The sequence below is a fragment of the Pyrobaculum islandicum DSM 4184 genome, assembly GCF_000015205.1.
GTDB classification, from domain to species: Archaea; Thermoproteota; Thermoprotei; order Thermoproteales; family Thermoproteaceae; genus Pyrobaculum; species Pyrobaculum islandicum.
Genome location: NC_008701.1, coordinates 273,272 through 293,369 on the forward strand (window position 1 = coordinate 273,272; position 20,098 = coordinate 293,369).

Here is a 20,098-nt window from a genome sequence, read left to right on the forward strand (position 1 = left end):
TCTCTTTTTAAAACTTATCGCATTTTTACCAAAAGCTCTGCCGTCAATATAGAGTTGCCGGCGGCCCCCCTCACTGTGTTATGGCCTAGTACAACAAACGCAAGTTTTCGCGGAGCCAACTTCCTAATTCTCCCAACCACGACCGCCATGCCGCCGCCAGCCCACCGGTCTAACCGCGGCTGTGGTCTGTCTATCTGAGGTCTCACCTCTATAGGTCTCTCGGGGGCTGTGGGTAGCTTAAGTTCCTGGGGGAGCCCCTTGAATTTGGCAAGAGCGTCGGCCACCGCAGTTGGGTCAAAATCTTTTCTTGTATCTACATACACCACCTCGGTATGGCCGTCTAAAATGGGGACGCGCGTAGTAGTTACATATATCTCGAAATCTGTCTTGAGTATCTTCTTGGTCTCTGCTGCGACTTTCTCTTCCTCGCCTCTTATATATGGTATTAGGTTATCTACTATCGCCACGCTGGGCACTCCGCTGTATCCTGCGCCGCTGAGAGCTTGCATAGTCACTACGTGTATTCTCTCTATGCCCCACTCGTCTAGAATAGGCTTTAGGGGGAGGTTGAGTATGGTGGTTGTACAGTTGGGTTTCTTCACCACGCCGCCGCTCCAGCCTCTCTCAACCCTCTGTCTCTCTAGGAGAGATACGTCCTCGGGGTTTATCTCAGGTACTACTAACGGCACGTCGGGATCCATACGCATGTTGCTGGCGTTTGATAATACCATGTGCCCTCTGGTGGCGAGTTGCGGCTCTACTTTAGCGGCTACTTCGCTTGGCAACGCCGAGAATACAAAATCGACACGTGGTATCTTTTCTACGTCTAATCTCTCTATTTTCATCTCGGCGATGTGGGGAGGCGGCGGCTCTTCTAACACCCACCCGGTCTGCGCCAGGGTTTTGCCTGCGTTTTTTTCCGAAGCCGCTAGGCCAACAATTTCAAACCAAGGGTGTTTAGCCAATAGTTGTACATACCTTTGTCCCACTAGACCTGTTGCACCCAAAATATATACCTTTAAGCGGTCCATATATAACTCTTGATGTGTTTTATATATGGTTTAATTAGGTATTCATGTGCTTGACGCGGCGGGATATCTATTTTTATACTGTATGCGCCAAGAGGTACACCGCCTAGTTTTGTCAACTCGTATGCCGCTAGCCCTATGACACAACTGCCCTGTCCGCATCTAATAACTATCTTATAGGGCGGCGGCGAATAGATATTGCTAATAAGAGTCCCTCTGCTGTTATAACTTCTAACTTCTACCGACATATCCGCCTCAATTACTGGTATAAATGTACGTGGGTGGAAGTTTTTGGCGCCAGCTTTAGCCGCCTCTATAGCCTCTTGTATAGACATCAGCGGCAACACCTCGGCGTCTTCCACCTCCTTGGGATCTGCCGTCATTACGCCAGGGGCGTCTGTCACAAGCGAGACCTTTCTCGCTCCTATCTCTTTACCAATGTATGTCGCAGTGTAATCACTCCCGCCCCGCCCAACTGTTGTATATCTACCCTCGCCGTCTCTACCTATAAATCCGGTAACCACAGCCACTGTATTACCATCGGCAATTTCTTCCTTTTGCTCAAGTTGTAGAGGCTCTGCGTTGCCAAATCTACTATTTGTCCTTATGGGGGCTATGAAAAGCTTGGCTGGGATCCCCTTCTTTTCACATACTGCATATAGTATTGTTGCCGAGAGTCTTTCTCCAAACGACGCGAAATAGTCAGCTGTCCACTCAGCCCGGGGTAGCTTAAGCGCCTCTTCCAGCTCTTTTAACATCGGCGTAATTTTCTCCTCTACGCCCAAAAGTCTAGCAACCGCCAGATGTTTATGTAGAATCTCCTCATAGAGTAGGTAACTTCTGGTCTTTTCCAACTCTAGTAACATGTCTGTGACTCCCTTTATTGCCGATACGACGACGACGGGGGGTTCTTTAAACAGAGAGATAAACTCGGCAGCTTTAAGGAAGTCTCCGGCTGTTCTTAATAACGAGCCCCCAATTTTTACAACTGGCTTCATCTTTCCAATAATTCAACCAACTCCTCCGCGTTTCTCACCTCTTTTGCATTTATTTCTACCACATCTGGGTCCTTAAGTGCATGTCCTGTCACCACGGCGACTACAGTCCCGCTTAACTTTAATTTAAGCGCGGCGGCTACAGAAGCCGCGCCGGCGGGCTCAGAGCCTACTCCGTCTTTTGACGCTAGCAACTTCTGGGCTTTTAAAATCTCGCCGTCTGACACAGTTGTGAAAAAGCCCTCTGACTCTCTCACTGCGGCCATAGCCTTAGGCCAATTGATAGGCTTTCCAATTTTAATAGCCGTAGCCACAGTCTCTGGCTCGTCGATAAAGAAGGGGGTTTTTAAACCTTTTTGCCACGCCGTTGCCAAGGGGGCGGCGCCTTCTGCTTGTACTCCGACCATCTTCGGGAGCTTTTTACATAAGCCGAGCTCTCCCAGTTCTTTAAAGCCTTTCCAGATTGCTGAAATATTTCCAGCATTTCCAACAGGCACAATTACATAGTCTGGACAGCCCAGCTCTTCATATATCTCAAAGGCGAGGGTTTTCTGACCTTCTAACCTCCAGGGGTTAAAGCTGTTGAGGGGATATGCATATTTTGTGCCGTAGGTCACTACATATTCCAAAGCTTTATCAAACAACCCGCTTACCATTACAAGCTCTGCGCCGTGTAACGCCGCTTGTATCAACTTGCCTCTAGCCACATTGCCCCTGGGCAAAACAACATAACACTTTAACCCAGCTCTTGCGGCATACGCTGCCGCAGATGCTGCCGTATTTCCAGTAGAGGCTACAACGACTTTAGACGCGCCACTTTCTTTAGCTATAGTAACGCCAAGGGCCATACCTCTGTCTTTAAAACTACCCGTGGGGTTCGCCCCCTCGAACTTGATGTATAAGTTTTCGCCTAGGTTTGATTTCACAAGGGGGGTCATGCCCTCGCCGAGCGAAACGCCGTTTTTAAGCGGCAACATTGAGGCATAGCGCCACACACCTCTGCCTTTTGGAGCCCAGTATTTATCGCGGACAACTACGTCGAGAAGTCCCCCGCATTTTGGACATCTATATAGCCTAAAGTTCGACGCGTATACAGCCCCGCAGTTTACACACCTGAGATATGAACTGTCCCCGAAATCCCCTCCATAGCGATTTAGAAAACAGCTCTTTATAATCTTTTCTATATAGGCGAAGACATAACACCCCCGCAACTCCGCCTTAGCCCTGTTGATATAGTATATGACACTCGGGAAGTAGGCATGAGATAGAGAGAATATATTCCAAAGAGTGAAGAAAAGATTTATATAGTGGGCTTATGTGGCGTGTATGGATCTGGGGCCAGAGGGGAAAGTGGGGCGATTTATTTACTCACAGACTCGCCCACAGTTTCTGAAAGATATATAGCAGATGCGCTTACCTCTAGAGGATTTAATACAGTTATTGTAAATATCTCCGAGACCCCTCTACATAGGATCCCAGGGGTGGCGTTTTTGAGAATAAAGAACCCATACGCCGCCGTCGTATATGGCTCTTTAGCAGAACATAGTATAAACCCGCCCAGTGGTATTATCGCGGCTTTAAACAGGCTGTCTTGGCTCCCCAAGTTTGGACCTCCATATGCCGTAGTTTTATCCGACTTCTCTGTAGAGAAGGTGGAGATCGAGAGGCCGTGGGTTCTTTTGACGGCGTGGAAACTAGCCTTAGATGGAAGTGTTACCAGCGTCGAGGGAGCGAAAAGCGTGATAGAACATAGGATGTATATGCGGAATCCGCTTGCCAAAGTCTCGGTGGTTATCCCCAAGCCGCACCGGCTTGTGTCAATATTTGCGACTATAAAACATGCGTCTGGCCTGGCGGAAGATATTTTATCACATCTAGGGCTTTTCTACGCCAAGATAACACTTGGAGACTATGGCGGGAAGTTATATGTAGTAGATATAGACCCCGTGCCACCTCTAGAGACTAAAGAAGAGGCCGCCTTGGTGGCCGAATTGATATGAAGAAGGTCTGTATCGTTGGGGCCTCTGGTTTTACCGGCGGCGAGCTTTTACGCATATTGTTACAACACAGAGGAGTAGAGATCGTCTGCGCCACCTCTAGGAGGTTCAAAGGGGAGTATGTATATAGGGTCCACCCTAACCTCAGGGGCTTCACCCAGCTGAAGTTTGTAGAGCCCTCCATAGACGTAGCGCTGAAAGCCGACGTGGTCTTCCTCGCGCTTCCCCACGGCGAGTCAGTGAAGTGGGTGCCCAAGCTCTACGAGTCGGGGGTGGCCGTCTTTGACCTAAGCGCCGACTTCCGGCTTAAAGATCCCAACGCCTACGTTGAGTGGTACAAATGGCCGCAGCCCCACCCATATCCCGACCTCCTCCAGAAGGCCGTCTACGGCCAACCTGAGCTACACCGCGACGAACTCGTCGGTGCTAAGCTAGTGGCTGTACCGGGATGTATGGCGACTGCTTCAATTCTAATGTTGGCGCCTCTGGCAAAATTCGGCTTGTTAAGCGACACACCTCCTGTGGTAGACGCCAAGATAGGATCTAGCGGAGCCGGCGCTGAGGGGTCGGTTGTAGATCTCCACAGCTTTAGGACTTACGTCGTTAGGCCTTACGAACCTGTCCACCACCGCCACATCGCTGAGATAGAACAAGAGCTCACAAGACTTGCGGGCAGAAAGGTGCGTATCGCCTTTACGCCACATGCCGTCGATATAGTACGTGGCATATTTACAACAGGCCATGTATATGTTGAAAAACTTCCAAGCGAGACAGATATGTGGAGATACTACAGAGCTCTATATGGCGATTCGAAATTTATACGGATTGTGAAAGATAGGCTGGGCATCTCGAGGTATCCCAATGTGAAGTATGTACTTGGCACAAATATAGTAGATCTCGGCTTTGAATTAGACCCACGGCTGAATAGAGTGGTCACATTTGCCGCAATTGACAACTTAGTACGTGGCGCGGCTGGACAAGCTGTACAGGCGTTTAATATAGCTATGGGCTTTCCAGAGGACGAGGGATTGAGACAAATACCTATAGCTCCGCTATGATTGTTATAAAAGTCGGCGGCTCAGTAGTTTGTAAAGACGTCTCTAAAGTAATACAGAACTTGCCTAAATATGCAGATAGAGCCATAATAGTTCACGGGGGAGGTTGTTTAGTAAATGAGATGTTAAAGAGACTTGGGATAGAGCCGAAGTTTTTAACTCACCCCGGGGGTTTAACCAGCCGTTATACAGACTTGGAGACGCTTAAGGTTTTTGTAATGGCTATGTCTTGGATAAATAAACAGATTGTCGCTTCTCTACACGCGCTTGGCGTAGAAGCGCTTGGTCTCACTGGGGCTGATCTCGGCGTTGTAAGAGCGAAGCGGAAAGAAAAAGTTCTTATAGTAGACGAGAGGGGGAGGCAGAGAGTTGTAGACGGGGGGTATGTGGGGAGGGTAGTCCATATAGCTGCCGATAGACTTAAGCCGCCGCCTCTAAAAGTGCTTTCTCCCATAGCGGTGTCAGAAAAGGGCGAGCTTCTCAACGTAGATGGAGATCAACTCGCCTTTGATGTGGCAAAGGCAGTTGGCGCCAGGCAGTTGGTTTTACTAAGCGACGTCGACGGCCTTATAATAGGCGGGAGAGTTGTGCCTCACCTAACGGCAGAGGAGGCGGAGGAGTTGGTAAAAAGCGAAGAGGTGAGGGGAGGTATGAAGAGGAAATTGCTTATGGCTGCAGAAGCTGCAAAGAGCGGCATAGAGGTTGTAATTTCCAACGGCCTTGTGGAAAACCCAATAGACGTTGCGCTTAACGGATCTGGGACTCATATTGTAAAAAACTTGTAGTAATTTATAAAAGTTTATAAAGAACATGTTATGGAGAAAAATTTATATACTAGTTAAGTCTTACTGATCATGGCGACACAAAAACTAGTGGTAAAATGCAACGTCTGTGGGACAGAGTTTGAACTACCAGAGGATGTTATGGATGGCGAAATAACTAGTTGTCCCACCTGCGGCGCGAGATATATCGTTAGAATCAAGGGAGGCGCTGTGTCGCTAGAGGAATTTAAAGGCGATGTGGAAGACTATGGCGAGTAAATCGGGGCGAGTAAGATAGTCCTCGCCTACTCCGGCGGCCTCGACACCACCGTAGCTATTAGGTGGCTTAAGGAGAAATTTAACGCCGAGATATATACAGTAACTGTTGACGTAGGCCAAGAGGAGGATTTTACAAAAATTGAGGAGCGCGCCTATAAGGCGGGGGCTACTCAACACTTCTATATAGATGCCAAGAGAGAATTTGCCGAAGAGTATATAACACGTGCCATCCTGATGAACGGCATGTACGAAGGGCTGTACCCCTTGGGCACTGCTCTTGCCAGACCTCTAATTGCAGCTAAGGCGGTAGATGTGGCGCGGAGAGTTGGTGCAGATGCCATAGCCCACGGCTCTACTAGCAAGGGCAACGACCAAGTGAGGTTTGACGTAACTGTCAAAGCCCTTGCGCCAGACCTAAAGATCATCGCCCCTGCGAGAATATGGGGTATGACGCGGGCTGAGGAAATTGAATACGCCAGGAGACACGGCTTACCCATCAGCGAGGAGCACAAGAAGTATAGTATTGACGACAACTTATGGAGCCGGTCTATCGAAGGAGGGCCTCTAGACGACCCCATGGCCGAGCCAGGAGAAGACGCCTTCAAATGGACTGTCTCCCCTGAAAAGGCGCCACAAGAGCCTGTCTATATTACCATAGGTTTTAAAAACGGCATACCAACCTCAATAAACGGGGAGAAGATGGACATGGTATCTCTCGTTACAACTCTGAACCACATAGGCGGAGCCCACGGAGTGGGGCGTATAGACCATATCGAAAATAGGCTCGTCGGCTTCAAAAGCAGAGAAGTCTACGAGGCACCCGCCGCCGTGATATTATTCCACGCCCATAGAGACTTAGAAAAGCTCGTACTGACGCCGCGGGAACTTAGGTTTAAACACCACGTCCTAGACCCCCAGTGGGCCGACTTAGTGTACCAAGGCTTATGGGTAGAGCCACTCCGTAACGCACTTGAAAAAGCCGCAAAAGAGATGGAAAGATGGGCCACAGGGGAGGTGAGAGTTAAGCTCTATAAGGGCTCTGTACAAATCGTGGGCCGCGACTCGCCATACGGCGGCTACAGCAAGGAGCTTGCTGACTACAGCGCCGGGTGGTACCCCAGCGACGAAGAAGCTAGAGGATTCATCGAGATATGGAGTCTCCACTCGCTGACTGCCCTTAGGAAGAGACAGAACAAGCTCTAAGGAATATAGTCTATATATCTGAGATAAGGTTTTATATTGTATATTTTTCTAGGGGCGATGGGGCAAAGAACAGTAGTATGTCCCAACTGCAAAAGACCTGTAAAGCCGGTAGAATGCGGTCGGAAGAACCAGACTAAGAGATATGTAGTTGTAACCTACTGCTGTCCAAAATGCGGCGTCGAGCTTCTAACAGAAAGACTAGAAATACCAACATAGTTCTTTCTATCATGTCTTTTTACAGGTCTTGGATTGGCGAAGAGGGAGAGTTGATAAAGAGATATACGTCGAGTATTAAAGACGACGTAGAAATAGCGGAGGAAGTCATAAAGGTGATGGAGGCACATGTCAAACATCTGGCTGAGGTCGGCATCATGCCTAAAGAGGCGGCAGACGCCATTTTAAAAACGCTTAAAGAGGCGACTCCAGAGCAGTTGTTAAGTAGCGAGTTTGAAGATATACACGAGGCTCTTGAAAAATGGCTGATAGACCGGCTTGGGGAAGAGACCGCGGGGTGGGTTGGATTAGGCCGCTCTCGTAATGACCACGTCGCTGCGGCTATTAGGCTAGCCGCCCTTAGAAAAGCCAGCGCGCTTAGAAAAAATGTGGAGAAGATGAGATGTATCCTTGCCAAAAAGGCGCTAGAGTATGCAGACTGCGCCATGCCAAGCTTCACCCACTTCCAGCCTGCACAAGCCATAACCTTTGGACACTACCTCTTAGCTGTAGACGAGCTGGCGGCTGAATTCCTCCACGTTTTAAAAGCCGTTGAAAAACTCCTCAAAAGATCGCCGCTTGGAGCAGGACCGGCGGGAGGCACAAGGACGCCCATAGACCGCGAGAGACTCGCCAAACTAGCCGGTTTTGAAGATGTTGTAGAAAACGCCTTGTACGCCTCTGGAAGCCGCTTTTTCGCCCTAGCCCTAGCCTCGGCTGTCGTATCTTTTCTAACAGAGCTGTCACGTACCGTAGACGACTTAATTAGGTGGAACAGCCCCCTCGTGGGGTATGTGGCGGCTCCAGACAGTCACGTCTCGACGAGTAGTATAATGCCGCACAAGAGAAATTTAGTGACACTAGAGGTGTTTAGAGCCAGAGCCGCAGAGGCCCTCGGCCATCTCACAGCGCTCAACGCCGTAGTTATGAAAATTGGGCTGGGCTACAGTTTAGACTTGCAAGAGGCCACGAGACACCTCTGGGCCGTGTTAAATATGGCGACTGAAGGCGTAGAGATATTTATAGACTTTCTAGAAAAAATGTCGTTTAACTGCGTCAAGGCTAGAGAAGATGCCGAAAGATACCACTCCACGTCTTCAGACACCGCAGAGACAATAGCTCTAAGCGGTGTGCCCTTCCGCAAGGCCTACTTCCAACTCGCAAAAGAAATCAAAGAGGGGACGGCAAGACTTATGTCGATAGAGGAGGCCCTCCAGAGGCCAACCCGCGGCTCGGCAAACCCAGAAGAGGTAAAAAAAGCCGCCTCAACACGGCTTGTATTCTGCAGAGAAAAACCACTCTAGCAATTCCTTTTATACAAACTTTTCAACTCTTTTCAGTTCCTATTTCAACAAGAATAATTATTACTACTTACTTAACTCTTGAAGCGAGTCAACTCTCTTGACCTTATAGCTTTATACGTCCAGAGATTGTTTGTACTACGCCTTTAACTTCTGGCACCCGATGTGTACACTAAACGACTTCCTCAACGTAGCAGTTGAATTAGGAGTTAATTTCGTTGCCGCGAGGCAATTGGATAAATCACGGCGACGACTTTTCTTGTTTTGGATGCCCTCTACACGTCCGCGTACATTTGTATACCGTGTGGCGCGAAATGCCGAGCGCCCATGTAGTCGAGCCCGGCGACAAGCCAAGGACGAGCAACCGACAGACGACGTCTCTGAGCTTGTACATAGGCGAGTCACCGTCGTAGAAGAAAAGCGAGAAGAAGACATGCGGGTTTGCTCCCCTGTTCTTTCACTGGCCTTCCCCGGGGAGCTCGGGGCGCGCCCGGAGCCGTGGCCCCGGACATGGGGATCCGGCTGTGCCTGGGCGGACGGGCTCGACAGGCGCAACAGCCGGCCGGATCCCCAAGGCCGGTTGGCCCATGGGCGAAAGGGCTTACGATTTTAAAAGTGGGGTGGTTCGGGGTGGAGAAGCGGGTTGTTTCTGAAGAAGCTCCCAGTGGCACTTTTTGTCCCATATCAAGGGGATGTTGTCTCTGTAGTCCGAGAAGCCGCATGTTAGACGACGCATTATGCGGTTTTTCTCCTCTGCCATCTTGGCTTCGCAACGGAGACAGACTGTTGAATACAGCCGCCGTCGTGGTTGACGCGATGGAGGACGACGCGTACCGAGAGCTCAAGGAGGATAGTTGGAGGGGAGAGAAGAAACATCTCCTCGACGGCCTCGGCCAGCTGAGGAGGAGATTGAAGAAGCTGACTCAGTGGCACGGTCTTCTGTATCTGGAAGAGAGGTTGTATTCGACCATCTGTCCGAAGCGTGGCACAAAGATAGTGGAGGTAGAAAACCGCGTTATGAAGTGCGCCTGTGGCTTCAAGGCACATAGAGACAACGTCCCCATGACATGGGCAGAGAATAGGTACTGGGAACTACTCCAGAAGACAAAACAACCCACTTTTTCTACCCTTGCGACCATCAAACTTTTAACCTCGTAACTACTTCTTACGAACAGCGTCTGGCCCCTGGGGCGGCAGACGGGGGCGCCAAACTGTTGCGATATAAACGGTTGGCAGACGTCCCCCGTATGACCCGCCCCCTCGCCCCGGCACACCCGAGACGGGCCCCCAAGTCCCCCAGGGAGGGGCCAAGAGAGAGGTAGGGAGACGCGAGGATAACTCCGTCGAGAAAATGTGAACGAAAAATCTCACCGAGAGAGTCTTGACGTGTTTTGCTGTCGGGAAAATAAAGAGAGGTAGGGGACGTTGCTATACGTTTCTTATTAGTGTATCTATTTCTCTTATTGCATCTTCTTCTCCTCCACATTCTACCAGCTGGATTTTGGCATAGCCTGGTTTTCCGTCGATTTCTTTAACACAGAGGACAACGCCTCTTCTAGTCGGGTGTGTTACTATGTCTATATATGCCCTCGCTATGCCCGCCGCGAGAGCTTCTGTAAGGACAATCACGTCGCCGCTGTCAAAAAACAAGGCCATCCTTAAATGTTTATGTCCGGTGGGTATAGCGGCGACTACTTTAACGAGTTTTTTGTCTACTGAGGCCATATCTTATGAAATACAGCAACACTGGGTATACTATTAGTCTCTCTAACCCGCCTATTCCAAGCGGAGTTTGGGTTCTAGGTATGAACAACATGAGAGCGACCAGCGATATGGCTCCCATCGCTATGCCTAGTAATTTATAAATCCCGCCTTTTCTAAACCCCATAATTATGACAGTTATTGCGCCGAAGAGAAACGCAATTAATGCAGACACTCCGTGGGGAGTGCCGTAGTCCTCTGGGAATATCCCAACTCCCACCGCCCCCATGGCTGCAATTGCGAGTATTGCAGCTCCTAAGGAGCCGAGTTCTTTTCTGAGGAGTGTAGCCGCGGCAAGACCTAATAGGCCGAGGAGAATGACGCTTGTGTTAAAAAGTGTGGATGTCGGCGCTTTTAAAGCTCCTAGGTCGCTGATGTAGTTATACATTGGGTTGTAGCCGGGGTAGAGCTGTTCTGCAATTAACATTACAACTATAAACTGTAAAGAACCTAATACTAAAAGTATTTTGCCGAGCATAGAAAAAAGTTTTTAGATATTAATAAGTATTGCAGGTATAGTGATATCGGCGTTAGTTTTTAAATTGTGTTTTTGCAAAATCGCGTGGGGCTTTCGGTTGAGCTTAAAGACGTAGCTGTGAGATACGGCAATTTTCTAGCTCTAAAGGGCGTCGACTTATTTATCGAAGCTGGCGAAAGCGTGGTTCTCCTCGGCCCGTCTGGCTCTGGTAAATCTACGCTTCTTAGGGCTGTGGCTGGGCTCATCCCCCTGGCAAGAGGTAGGGTGTATATAGGTGGGAGAGATGTCACAGATCTCCCGCCGGATAAACGGGGGGTTTCTATGCTTTTCCAAGACCTAGCCCTTTTTCCGCATCTAGATGTTTTTGAAAATGTAGCTTTTGGGCTAAGGCTGAGGAAGCTTCCAGAGAGTGAAATTAGGAGGCGGGTTAGATGGGCTTTGGAGCTCGTCCGTCTCGAGCCGTCGCTTTTTGAAAAAAGGCGGGTACACGAGCTGTCTGGAGGCCAACAGCAGAGGGTGGCTTTAGCCAGGGCGTTGGTGGTAGAGCCGGAGGTGCTTTTACTCGACGAGCCCTTTAGCCATATAGATCTAGATATAAAAAACCAACTTCTTGAGGAGTTGAAAATTCTTCACAATAGGCTGGGCTTTACAATTATATATGTGACACATGACAGATACGAGGCTGTTGAAATTGGAGATAGAGTCGCATTAATAAAAGACGGCGAGATTATACAAGTGGGGAAGCCATTTGAGCTTTATAAAAGGCCTAGGAATAGGTTTGTTGCCGAGTTTTTTGGCGAGGCTAATATACTTCCCGCCTCTGCAGTCGGTATATCCTCCGGCGGCTACGTCGTTATACGGCCAGAGGACGTAGTTATCGGCGGCGCCACAACGTATAAATTCAAAGGCCAGGTTATAGATGTCACATTTCTCTGGCATTATCTCAAGGTAGAGATTCAGAGCGATAGTCACGTGTTTAAGGCTTATGTAGATTTAGAAACTCCCGTGTCTATAGGCGATGTGGTGGAATTTGGTTTTGACGCCAAAGATGTCTATATTGTCGGAGAATGATTAAGAAAATAGCCCTTGTCGCTTTTGCCTCCGTAATTCTACTTTTCTACACCCCCTTCCTCGCCTTTGGCTACTATATCTCCGAAGGGGGCTCTTTAAAACTCCCCTCCCTCTCTATGGTGATAACTACGTTTCTCCTGGCGGTTTCTACCGCAGTTATCTCCATAGGTCTGGCATATCCAGCAGCCTATTATTTAGCAAAGAGGGGGTCAGAGTTGGAGTTTGCGCTTATAACAGCGCCACTTTGGGTCGGTACGCTTCTCAAAGCGTATTCTCTTCTTGTGCTCTTTGCCATAGTTGAGAAATTTTCTGGCATCGCCCTCTGGGGCTCCCCCCTTGGCGTATTAATTGGCATGGTTTATGAATATCTGCCATATGCGTTGCTAACGTTATATGCAGCTATTGAAAAACTCAGTGAAACGCCTGTATATGCCGCCAGGGTTCTAGGCGCGTCAAGACTACAAGCTTTCTTTAGAGTTGAACTGCCACTTACAATGCCTGGAGTTGTCGCTGCGTTTATACTAGTGTTTTTATTTGCAATGGGAGAGGTCATCATGCCAGCTGTATTAGGCGCTTGGAAAGTGTATACCTTTGGCAGCTATATATGGGACCTCTACTTTAAGGCAAGAGACATATTTAGCGGTGGCGTGCTGTCATTGGTTTTAACAGCGCTTTCGCTTCTAGCTACTTACGTAGTGGTTAAGACAATCCGCTCTTTCTCCCTATGAAGATACTCCGGATATACACTTGGGCTTTAATCGCCATGTTGTACATCCCGGTGGCTCTTATAGTGGCGTTGTCTTTTAACGATAGTAAACTGCCGTATATATGGGGTGGGTTTACATACAAGTGGTATTTGGCGCTTTTCCAGTGGGAGCAAGCGTGGCAAGCATTATTTAACAGTTTTGTCATAGCTCTAGCTGTCTCTCTCGTGGCGACTTTACTCGGGGTATTTATGGCATATGTTCTTAGAAGTGATAAATATCTCGCAATTTCCCAAGGCGCTGTAGTTATGCCTGAGATTTCTGAAGCCTTGGCTTTTGCAGCGGCTCTATGGCTTGTGAAGACTTACGTCGGCGTAGATCTTTTCGGACCTGTCGGCGTTTTTCTAGCACACCTAGCTTATACGCTGCCCATGGCCCACGTCTTATTAACGCCTTACATAGCCTATGTTGGAAAAAGCGTTGTTGAAGCATCGAGAATATTAGGCGCCTCTGAGATGAAGACTGTGGCGTTTGTAATCCTACCTATATTAATGCCGGCGTTTATTGCGACATTTCTTATAGTTTTTGTAAATTCATTTGATACATATATAAAAACGGCGTTTACCACAAGCCCAGGTTTTATAACAGCGCCTATACTTCTGTGGAACTACGCAGCTAGGGGGAGGGGCGATCCGACTATTTACGCCCTAGCTACTCTCATGCTTGTCCCCTCTATTGCCGCCGCTGTTATATACTTTAGAGCTATAAAACGCTATAGCTTGTCCCCCTAACTCTCTCTTGGCCCCTCCCTGGGGGACTCAAGGGCCCGCCCCGGGTACACCGGGGCGAGGGGGCGGGTCACCCGGGGGATGGCCGCTAGTTGTTTATTTTGCATCTGTCTTCGCGCCCCCGTCTGCCGCCCCGGGGCCAGACGTCGTTCATGAAACAAGAAAACTTACGAAGTTAAAAATGTGGCGGCCGCCGAAAAAGTGGGTTGTTTTGTCTTCTCTATCAGCTCTTGGTATCTCTTCTCTGCCCATATCATGGGCACGTTGTCTCTATGTGCCCCGAAGCCGCAGGCGGGACAACGCATAAAGCGGCCGTTTTCCTCAACCATCTTAGCGTTGCATTTCGGGCAGATGGTCGAATACAGTCGCTCCTCCAAATACGGCAGTCCGTACCACTGCGCGAGCGCCTGTAGGCGTCTCCTCAGCTGGCCGAGACCGTCGAGGAGGTGCTTCTTCTCTCCACTCCAGTTCCTCTCCTTCAACTCCCGGTAGGTGTCGTCCTCTATTGTATCTACTACGATCGCGGCTTGGCGCTCTCTGGCCAGCTTTATAATCTCACGCGTAGCGTTTATAACGATGTCTCGGATTATGCCATAGCGCTTCGTCTTAAGCTTCCACAGTTGTCTCTGGAGGTCTAACGCTTTGCGTGGGTCTCTGTCCTCGTCCACACGTGCAAGAGCTCTACTAAGCCGGCTTATGTGTACATGGACCTTCTCAAGCTTCCGTATCCGCCCCCTCTTGGGGAACTTCTGCAACTCCACAACTCTGCCGTCAACAACCAACCCAACCTTTATGTAGTGGTCAAGGCGGTTTACGTCTACGACGACAATAGCCCTGGGCTCTATTTGCGTCACCTCTCTAGCGAATACGAGAACAATATACAGGCCGCCGTAAGTAGGATCCTTCTCACCATTTCTCTTCTCAACGCCGAGAAACGCCAGTTTCAACTTGGCACCTTCCTCCAACCGCCTTTTGATCCAAGAGATGTCGCTCTTCTTCAATTTTACAACAAACGGCGGTATGCCCAACTTCCGCACTTTGAGGACGCCACTCTTGAGGTCGACGAAGACTGTCTTACCTGTGTCTCTTTCGTTTTCGGTTCTTAACTGGGTGTTCAACGGAACTGCCCGTTGAAACACTGTATCACGCCAGAGGAACTTGGCATAATCCACAAAAGCCTTCCCAAGCCCATATTGGAGAAATACCTCATCGATAATCCGGCGCGCCAACTCGCGCCTGTCGGGAGTAAGCAAGCGGTCTAGCTCCTCCGGCGCGAGCTTGGGCTCCTCTTGCCCCGCAATCTCCTTCAACAGCCTTCTGGCGTACTCCTCCGCCGCTAGGTGCATCCTCGTCACTAGGTCTAGGACGTCTGGCCGCTCCTCGACGAGGCGCCAAGGTATCTCTATCCTCAGCGTTCTGTATGCGTACATGGCCTTGTATGTGGTGGGGCTGAAATCTCTGTTGGTTATAAAAGGCGCATGGGGGCAGGCCAAAAGTTTTACAAGACAAACCCACGGCGCCGTCGTAAAGGCGGCGTTGAGAGACGCGTGCCGGCCATGTTGTTGACCTTCGCCGCCACTAGGGCTGTTGCCGTCGTAAGCAACTTGCCGACCCTCGCGTTGTCCATACTGGCGATACCCACCGCGGCGTTGGCGACACTCACGGCGAAAACCGCCGCAAACCCGTTTCTTAACCCACCCACACCTCTAAACAACGCAACCACACACCACTTTCCACTTCCTCGGTTCACCTGCCTTACGTCGTCGCTGTCAGGCAGGTGAATCGAAATAGCTGAAAGGGCGTCTCTTTAACTAGTTTTTCTTCCCCGCGCCGGGCACACACATGAACCAAGCATACAGAACGCTGAGGATAGAAATCCCCTGGCGGTTGGTAGAAGAGAGGCCGGACGTCCTAGACCTCGCCGTAAGGATACACCTAGCGGCAGAGGAGTACGTCAGAAGGCTGTTGAAGGAGTTGACGGGGCAAGAGGAGCCCAAGCTGACGACGGAGGAGCTTGACAGACTCCTCACGCCAGACAGGCGTGAGCTGGCGCGCCGGGTTATTGATGAGGTGTTTCCCAAGTATGGTCTCAAGAGGTACTTCATAAAACAAGCTAGAACGTTCTGGCGCGACATAGTGTTCTACAGGGCGGTTCCGCTCAACGCCCAACTTAGAGTTGAAAGCGAGAGAGACGTGAGCAGAGCCGTCTTCGTCGACTTAAAGAGCGGCGTCGTCAGAGTGCGCAAGCTGGGCATACCGCCTTTCGCCGTCAAGTTGAAGAAGAGCAACATCTCTTGGATAAGAGAGACTACAGGAGGGCGCCGAGAGAGGACAACACCTTGGCCGCTCTCGCCGGCGTGTTTACAACAACAAGCCTCTCCTTTAGACGTCTCTCTAATATTTTTGTCTGTTGCGACGCCCCAAAACTCACCACCACTATGGGCTTCCCGTATTTTTCATAAGAGACTAGAATTTCATCTGCCACTCTTTCGCTATAGCCAGGCGGATGTATTAAGGCGGCTACAACAGCAGCATCGACATATTTAAGACCTACCTCTAGCGCCTTGCCGAAGTGAACATCGGCGCCGCTACCTGTTAAATCTATTGGATTTGACGTCGTAGCTACAGGGGGTAGGTGTTTTTTTAACTCTAGCTGAGCCTCTTGAGGTAACTCCGGCACTGAGATACCTACGGCATTTAACGCGTCTACTATCTGTACAGCCATGCCTCCTGACGAAGATACAACAAGCGCTTTTTCAATTCTCGTAGGTTTGTATAACGCCAGCGCTTTAGCTATATCAAAAAGTTCAACAAGATCTTCAGCTTCTATAACCCCAGCTTGTTTAAAAAGAGCTCTATACATCTTATAATCTCCGGCCATAGCCGCTGTATGTGAAACTGCAGCTCTTTTAGAATCGTCGCTTCTCCCCGCCTTATATACCACCACGGGTTTTTTAAGCGATTTGACCGCTTTGATGAAACGCATGGCGTCGCCTCTCCACCTAAAGCCCTCTAGGTAGATGGCCACAACCTTTATCTCCTCAACTCCGCCCAGATATTGGATGAGGTCGGCCTCTGTTATATCGGATCTATTGCCAAAATTTACCGCAATACCGACGCCGATCTCCTCTCCAGCTGCCCAATCTAGTACAGCTGTCATAACGGCGCCGCTTTGGCTTAAAAAAGCTATAGGCCCCGGGCGAGGTCTAGCCGCCTTTTCTATAGGCAGAAACATCGTATCAAGACCGTTAAATGCGTTGTAAACCCCTATACAATTAGGCCCGAGGATTCTGACGCCATATTTCCTAGCAATTTTTATCAACTCGTTTTCAAGATCAACACGTCCAACTTCAGCAAATCCTCCAGAAACCACAATCACAGCCTTAACCCCAGAGCGGCCGGCCTCCTCTAAAATACCGAGGGCGACCTCTGCAGGCGTTGCTATAACTACAAGCTCGGGAACTTCCGGAAGGCTAGAAATATCTTTATAAAATTGGATCTCTTTCCCATAGATCTTTTCAACGCTATATTTGGGATTTACCGCATACACTCTGCCCTTAAACCCTCTGAGAAGTTGGACAAGAATTTGGCCGCCTATAGAGCTGGGGTTTGGAGATGCGCCTACAATAGCGACAGAGCTAGGGAAGAGAAACGACTTTATGAGCTCTATAGAGCTATGATTTCCCACAGACATATACTACATCAGTCGTTTTGGTTTTTAAATGATGGAAACTTTGTCCGTTCTTACGGCGTTTGTAATGTACGTAGCGGCTTGTATCGGCGTGAAGGAAACAATGTTAATTGCCGCCGGCTGTGAGAGCCATGTAAAGCGCGATTATTCTAACGTCTGCGTCTGGCTTAGGTCTAGCAGTTAGAGCGAGAGGAAGCATAAATATGTCAAACACAACGATGTATACAATCAGGGAGGAGATGTCCCGCACCAAAAGCCAAACCACCCCGTCTTTAAATACGGCGTTGGGCAGAGCCAACACGACATCGCTGATCGCCGCGGCGGCGAGCCCAACCACGAGTAACAGCGGGCCCATACCTCCTTCGCCACATATACAGAAAAGTCAGAAACACTCTTTCAACTCCCCCGACACACCTGCCTTACAGCGTCGCTGTGAGGCAAGTGAGCCGAGGTAGTAGAAAGAGGTGTGCGGGGTTGGCGGAAGACGTGGTGGGCGTTGAAAAAGGGGGGTTGGGGTTTTAGGTAGGAGACGGTGGGGGCGTAGATAAGGCCGTAGAGCTCTTGGACGTGTGGCGGCTTGGCCCTTATCTCCACTTTTCCAGTGCCCGTTATTTTTGCGTATAGGAGTACGGCGGCGGCGGTAGTTACATCGGCCTTGTCCAAGTGGACACAGAGCCCCTCCAGCCGACTCTCGGCAATCGTGGCGACTATGGCCAACACCGCCGCGGCGCCGCGTATGTCGCAGTCCCGGGGGAGGGGCGGGTTTCGCCGACTCTGAGGAGGGGCGAGTCCCGAGCCCCCGGGGAAGGCCGGTTGTGCAAAAGGGGGCACAATTATAATTTTCTCCAAAAGCGATATATGTCCGCCATGGGAATATTTCGATAATGCCTACGGTAGATACAGACATGCCAATAAGCTATACATTAATGGCGTCGCTTTATGGAGGACTTTATCCCTTAAGTGCCTTTGCAATACTGGCTGGGTCGTATCCGACTATTGTAGCGTATGTCCCATTTGGATATACCACTACAACCATAGGCGTGCCGACGTTTTGACCGGCGAGAAGAGAGGCAAGTTCCATGCCGGCTTTTGCATCTATCGGACACCGGCTCTGTGGGAGGATACTTGTGTAATTAATATTGCCATGTAACGCCAGAGTTCTGTTGTAGAGCTCTCTCAGAGTTGGGATAACCGAGGCAGGCGAGCTCTGGTATAGGCATCTCAAACTTTCATGCGCTGGGAGAGCCTCAGAATGGACTATTAGGTCGACGAGAACTAGCTTATGTCCTTCAAACAGCGTGTAGTTATACACAAAGAGACGGGCGCAGTAGGGGCATTGTAGATCAAAGAAGACTATAGCTGCAGGCCATTTTCCGTCGAAAGACATTCCAATTTTCTGCGCAACTTTTAAAATATCGAGACCTCCCCCTCTCTCTGCTGAAACATCTCGGGAGAGGTTATCTAACACCTTTTTGAGATCTGGCGTAATCTTAGTGATGTTTTTCAGTGTATATGTAAGAGTGGCGGCAACATTAGTGCCATAGGCAAGTTGGATCTTGAGCAGATATATTGTGCCGTCTTGCAGGACTTGTTTTTCATAGTTTAAAATAGCGCTTAGGCCGGCCATTATTGGAACTTCTGTCGTGTTTGAATATACAGTCGCTTGTCCATATGGCGTTTGTGAAACTCCTGACCTCTTCCAACCGCCTGTTGAAGTGGGGCCTGGGAGACCTTGTATCAATAGGACTAGTTCATCAAAAGACTTGGCAGTGGGGAGCGGCGATGCAGATGGTGTACATTGGTGATTGACAATTGTCAAATGTTCGCCAGCTATAGTCGCCGACGTAGTGGAGTTGACACAAATCTCCAAAAGCTTACCATAGTAAGTAAGTTTCTGATATCGGTCTTGAGATTGCGCTATAATGTTAATAATGCCGTTGTTTTTTAGAAAGAAATAGGTAGCGCTCTGGTTAGCAATTTGGCCATATACTAGACCGTCTTTAAGCGGTATGTAATACGCTAACATTTGTAATATCTGTGCACTCTCTAACTTTACAGAGTACACATAGACTTTTTCACTTGGAGAAGTAGTTGAAATATTACTCTGTTGCGGCGGTTTATAGACAAAAATTGTAGCAATCGCAACTGCAATTGCTACTACGGCTAGCGCCACCCCTATCAACACGTTTTTATTCATAAGGGGCTTGTGGCTGTGGTATATAAGTTTTTGTCTTTACGGCGTATCAACAGGGCGTGGTGCAGGTGGCTGCGGCTGGAAATTCTGGTGATGGGGACTCTGCTACTGACGACGTGGCGTATCCGGCTAGGTACAGCTGGGTTATTGCGGTAGCCGCCGTTGATCAAAACTACGCGGTCCCCACTTGGTCGAGCGACGGCCTTGAGGTAGACGTGGCTGCCCCCGGCGTGGATATCCTATCTACATACCCCGGCGGGAGATATGCATATATGTCGGGAACCTCCATGGCAACTCCACACGTAACCGGCGTCGTGGCGTTAATCCAGGCGGTTAGGACAGCATATGCCTTCAACTCCTGGGGCTCCGTCTTGGCGACTACGCCAGAGTCGCGGCGAAGTACGCCAACATGAAGATAAATTGGAAAAGGAATTCGGAATGGAGAGACGTGGCAAATACCCAACCACGGCGCCGGCTGTCGCAAGGACGTGGTTACCCTCGCCGTCCTCGCGGCTGAAACTTTCGGCCCGCCCCGTGCGCCTTCCATAACTAGCAGAGATCTCACTCCCAGCCATAGAA

At 49.6% G+C, this 20,098-nt stretch carries 21 protein-coding genes and 3 pseudogenes; 13 read left to right on the top strand and 11 right to left on the bottom strand.

Features of this window, described 5'->3' with window-relative positions; genetic code table 11:
• Nucleotides 1-14: 14 nt before the first annotated feature.
• The 3 genes from asd to thrC are packed head-to-tail and all read right to left on the bottom strand — an operon-like array spanning nt 15 to nt 3,018.
• A complete protein-coding gene (gene asd / locus PISL_RS01415; RefSeq protein ID WP_011762028.1) occupies nt 15-1,031 on the bottom strand; it encodes an aspartate-semialdehyde dehydrogenase in 1,017 nt (338 codons plus the stop codon).
• Complete coding sequence (locus tag PISL_RS01420) at nt 1,019-2,026, bottom strand: amino acid kinase family protein (protein ID WP_011762029.1); 1,008 nt, start codon at nt 2,024-2,026, stop codon at nt 1,019-1,021. Before PISL_RS01420 ends, asd begins: the two co-directional genes overlap by 13 nt.
• Nucleotides 2,023-3,018 carry a threonine synthase gene (gene thrC, locus PISL_RS01425; RefSeq protein WP_245218416.1) on the bottom strand — a complete coding sequence of 332 codons (996 nt, stop codon included), beginning with the start codon at nt 3,016-3,018 and terminating at the stop codon, nt 2,023-2,025. Before thrC ends, PISL_RS01420 begins: the two co-directional genes overlap by 4 nt.
• A gap of 327 nt (nt 3,019-3,345) precedes the next feature.
• On the opposite strand from thrC, the gene PISL_RS01430 reads away from it, so the two are divergent.
• From PISL_RS01430 to PISL_RS01460, 8 genes and pseudogenes are all read left to right on the top strand, one after another.
• Nucleotides 3,346-4,023 carry a hypothetical protein gene (locus PISL_RS01430; RefSeq protein WP_245218417.1) on the top strand — a complete coding sequence of 226 codons (678 nt, stop codon included), beginning with the start codon at nt 3,346-3,348 and terminating at the stop codon, nt 4,021-4,023.
• A complete protein-coding gene (argC, locus tag PISL_RS01435; protein ID WP_011762032.1) occupies nt 4,020-5,078 on the top strand; it encodes an N-acetyl-gamma-glutamyl-phosphate reductase in 1,059 nt (352 codons plus the stop codon). The genes PISL_RS01430 and argC overlap by 4 nt, the downstream gene beginning before the upstream one ends.
• Nucleotides 5,075-5,860, top strand: coding sequence for a [LysW]-aminoadipate/[LysW]-glutamate kinase (locus tag PISL_RS01440; protein WP_011762033.1), 786 nt, complete (start codon nt 5,075-5,077; stop codon nt 5,858-5,860). The genes argC and PISL_RS01440 overlap by 4 nt, the downstream gene beginning before the upstream one ends.
• 69 nt (nt 5,861-5,929) lie before the next feature.
• Nucleotides 5,930-6,115, top strand: coding sequence for an alpha-aminoadipate/glutamate carrier protein LysW (locus PISL_RS01445; protein ID WP_011762034.1), 186 nt, complete (start codon nt 5,930-5,932; stop codon nt 6,113-6,115).
• Nucleotides 6,116-7,318 carry an argininosuccinate synthase gene (locus PISL_RS01450; protein WP_167827706.1) on the top strand — a complete coding sequence of 401 codons (1,203 nt, stop codon included), beginning with the start codon at nt 6,116-6,118 and terminating at the stop codon, nt 7,316-7,318.
• 57 nt (nt 7,319-7,375) lie between these two features.
• Nucleotides 7,376-7,534, top strand: a complete 159-nt coding sequence (locus tag PISL_RS10495; RefSeq protein WP_167827596.1) for a hypothetical protein — start codon at nt 7,376-7,378, stop codon at nt 7,532-7,534.
• An 11-nt stretch (nt 7,535-7,545) separates the two neighbouring features.
• Nucleotides 7,546-8,835 carry an argininosuccinate lyase gene (gene argH / locus PISL_RS01455; RefSeq protein WP_011762037.1) on the top strand — a complete coding sequence of 430 codons (1,290 nt, stop codon included), beginning with the start codon at nt 7,546-7,548 and terminating at the stop codon, nt 8,833-8,835.
• A gap of 792 nt (nt 8,836-9,627) precedes the next feature.
• Nucleotides 9,628-9,990 (top strand): annotated as a pseudogene (locus PISL_RS01460) (transposase family protein); the annotation flags it as partial.
• Nucleotides 9,991-10,260: 270 nt separating this feature from the next.
• On the opposite strand, the gene PISL_RS01465 reads toward PISL_RS01460, so the two are convergent.
• Complete coding sequence (locus PISL_RS01465) at nt 10,261-10,557, bottom strand: hypothetical protein (protein ID WP_011762039.1); 297 nt, start codon at nt 10,555-10,557, stop codon at nt 10,261-10,263.
• Nucleotides 10,529-11,071, bottom strand: coding sequence for a DUF998 domain-containing protein (locus PISL_RS01470; RefSeq protein ID WP_011762040.1), 543 nt, complete (start codon nt 11,069-11,071; stop codon nt 10,529-10,531). The genes PISL_RS01465 and PISL_RS01470 overlap by 29 nt, the downstream gene beginning before the upstream one ends.
• 84 nt (nt 11,072-11,155) lie before the next feature.
• Here PISL_RS01470 and PISL_RS01475 point away from each other — a divergent pair, with 84 nt between their 5' ends.
• From PISL_RS01475 to PISL_RS01485, 3 genes are read left to right on the top strand one after another with little or no spacing between them, the layout of a single operon-like run.
• Entirely contained in the window at nt 11,156-12,142 is a 987-nt protein-coding gene (locus PISL_RS01475; protein WP_053240255.1) for an ABC transporter ATP-binding protein, read from the top strand.
• A complete protein-coding gene (locus tag PISL_RS01480) occupies nt 12,139-12,870 on the top strand; it encodes an ABC transporter permease (protein WP_011762042.1) in 732 nt (243 codons plus the stop codon). The genes PISL_RS01475 and PISL_RS01480 overlap by 4 nt, the downstream gene beginning before the upstream one ends.
• On the top strand, nt 12,867-13,637 hold the full coding sequence (locus PISL_RS01485; protein WP_011762043.1) for an ABC transporter permease: 771 nt from the start codon (nt 12,867-12,869) through the stop codon (nt 13,635-13,637). The genes PISL_RS01480 and PISL_RS01485 overlap by 4 nt, the downstream gene beginning before the upstream one ends.
• 164 nt (nt 13,638-13,801) lie before the next feature.
• On the opposite strand, the gene PISL_RS01490 is transcribed toward PISL_RS01485, so the two are convergent.
• Nucleotides 13,802-15,064 carry a zinc ribbon domain-containing protein gene (locus PISL_RS01490; RefSeq protein ID WP_011762044.1) on the bottom strand — a complete coding sequence of 421 codons (1,263 nt, stop codon included), beginning with the start codon at nt 15,062-15,064 and terminating at the stop codon, nt 13,802-13,804.
• A gap of 68 nt (nt 15,065-15,132) precedes the next feature.
• Nucleotides 15,133-15,336, bottom strand: a complete 204-nt coding sequence (locus tag PISL_RS01495; RefSeq protein ID WP_209320001.1) for a hypothetical protein — start codon at nt 15,334-15,336, stop codon at nt 15,133-15,135.
• 140 nt (nt 15,337-15,476) lie between these two features.
• Here PISL_RS01495 and PISL_RS10500 point away from each other — a divergent pair.
• Nucleotides 15,477-15,957 (top strand): annotated as a pseudogene (locus PISL_RS10500) (zinc ribbon domain-containing protein); the annotation flags it as partial.
• Here the strand turns inward: PISL_RS10500 and PISL_RS01500 are convergent.
• The 4 genes from PISL_RS01500 to PISL_RS01515 form a co-directional block, all read right to left on the bottom strand.
• Nucleotides 15,943-17,328, bottom strand: a complete 1,386-nt coding sequence (locus tag PISL_RS01500; protein WP_011762046.1) for an acetate--CoA ligase family protein — start codon at nt 17,326-17,328, stop codon at nt 15,943-15,945. The pseudogene PISL_RS10500 and the gene PISL_RS01500 overlap by 15 nt on opposite strands.
• Before the next feature lie 103 nt (nt 17,329-17,431).
• Nucleotides 17,432-17,680, bottom strand: coding sequence for a hypothetical protein (locus tag PISL_RS01505; protein WP_011762047.1), 249 nt, complete (start codon nt 17,678-17,680; stop codon nt 17,432-17,434).
• 41 nt (nt 17,681-17,721) lie between these two features.
• Nucleotides 17,722-18,174 (bottom strand): hypothetical protein, encoded by a 453-nt coding sequence (locus PISL_RS01510; RefSeq protein ID WP_011762048.1) that lies wholly within the window; start codon nt 18,172-18,174, stop codon nt 17,722-17,724.
• Between the two features lie 100 nt (nt 18,175-18,274).
• Nucleotides 18,275-19,522 carry a DsbA family protein gene (locus PISL_RS01515; RefSeq protein ID WP_011762049.1) on the bottom strand — a complete coding sequence of 416 codons (1,248 nt, stop codon included), beginning with the start codon at nt 19,520-19,522 and terminating at the stop codon, nt 18,275-18,277.
• Between the two features lie 35 nt (nt 19,523-19,557).
• On the opposite strand from PISL_RS01515, the pseudogene PISL_RS01520 reads away from it, so the two are divergent.
• A pseudogene (locus tag PISL_RS01520) lies at nt 19,558-19,866 on the top strand (S8 family serine peptidase); the annotation flags it as partial.
• Between the last annotated feature and the right edge of the window lie 232 nt (nt 19,867-20,098).

What these genes read in the sequence shown, in the direction of transcription:
- PISL_RS10495 (WP_167827596.1), top strand. Translation starts at nt 7,376, where the DNA reads ATGGGGCAAAGAACAGTAGTATGTCCCAACTGCAAAAGACCTGTAAAG.
- PISL_RS01505 (WP_011762047.1), bottom strand. Translation starts at nt 17,680, where the DNA reads ATGGGCCCGCTGTTACTCGTGGTTGGGCTCGCCGCCGCGGCGATCAGC.
- argH (WP_011762037.1), top strand. Translation starts at nt 7,546, where the DNA reads ATGTCTTTTTACAGGTCTTGGATTGGCGAAGAGGGAGAGTTGATAAAG.
- PISL_RS01500 (WP_011762046.1), bottom strand. Translation starts at nt 17,328, where the DNA reads ATGTCTGTGGGAAATCATAGCTCTATAGAGCTCATAAAGTCGTTTCTC.
- argC (WP_011762032.1), top strand. Translation starts at nt 4,020, where the DNA reads ATGAAGAAGGTCTGTATCGTTGGGGCCTCTGGTTTTACCGGCGGCGAG.
- PISL_RS01445 (WP_011762034.1), top strand. Translation starts at nt 5,930, where the DNA reads ATGGCGACACAAAAACTAGTGGTAAAATGCAACGTCTGTGGGACAGAG.
- asd (WP_011762028.1), bottom strand. Translation starts at nt 1,031, where the DNA reads ATGGACCGCTTAAAGGTATATATTTTGGGTGCAACAGGTCTAGTGGGA.
- PISL_RS01420 (WP_011762029.1), bottom strand. Translation starts at nt 2,026, where the DNA reads ATGAAGCCAGTTGTAAAAATTGGGGGCTCGTTATTAAGAACAGCCGGA.
- PISL_RS01485 (WP_011762043.1), top strand. Translation starts at nt 12,867, where the DNA reads ATGAAGATACTCCGGATATACACTTGGGCTTTAATCGCCATGTTGTAC.
- PISL_RS01470 (WP_011762040.1), bottom strand. Translation starts at nt 11,071, where the DNA reads ATGCTCGGCAAAATACTTTTAGTATTAGGTTCTTTACAGTTTATAGTT.
- PISL_RS01440 (WP_011762033.1), top strand. Translation starts at nt 5,075, where the DNA reads ATGATTGTTATAAAAGTCGGCGGCTCAGTAGTTTGTAAAGACGTCTCT.
- PISL_RS01490 (WP_011762044.1), bottom strand. Translation starts at nt 15,064, where the DNA reads ATGTACGCATACAGAACGCTGAGGATAGAGATACCTTGGCGCCTCGTC.
- PISL_RS01480 (WP_011762042.1), top strand. Translation starts at nt 12,139, where the DNA reads ATGATTAAGAAAATAGCCCTTGTCGCTTTTGCCTCCGTAATTCTACTT.
- PISL_RS01465 (WP_011762039.1), bottom strand. Translation starts at nt 10,557, where the DNA reads ATGGCCTCAGTAGACAAAAAACTCGTTAAAGTAGTCGCCGCTATACCC.
- PISL_RS01515 (WP_011762049.1), bottom strand. Translation starts at nt 19,522, where the DNA reads ATGAATAAAAACGTGTTGATAGGGGTGGCGCTAGCCGTAGTAGCAATT.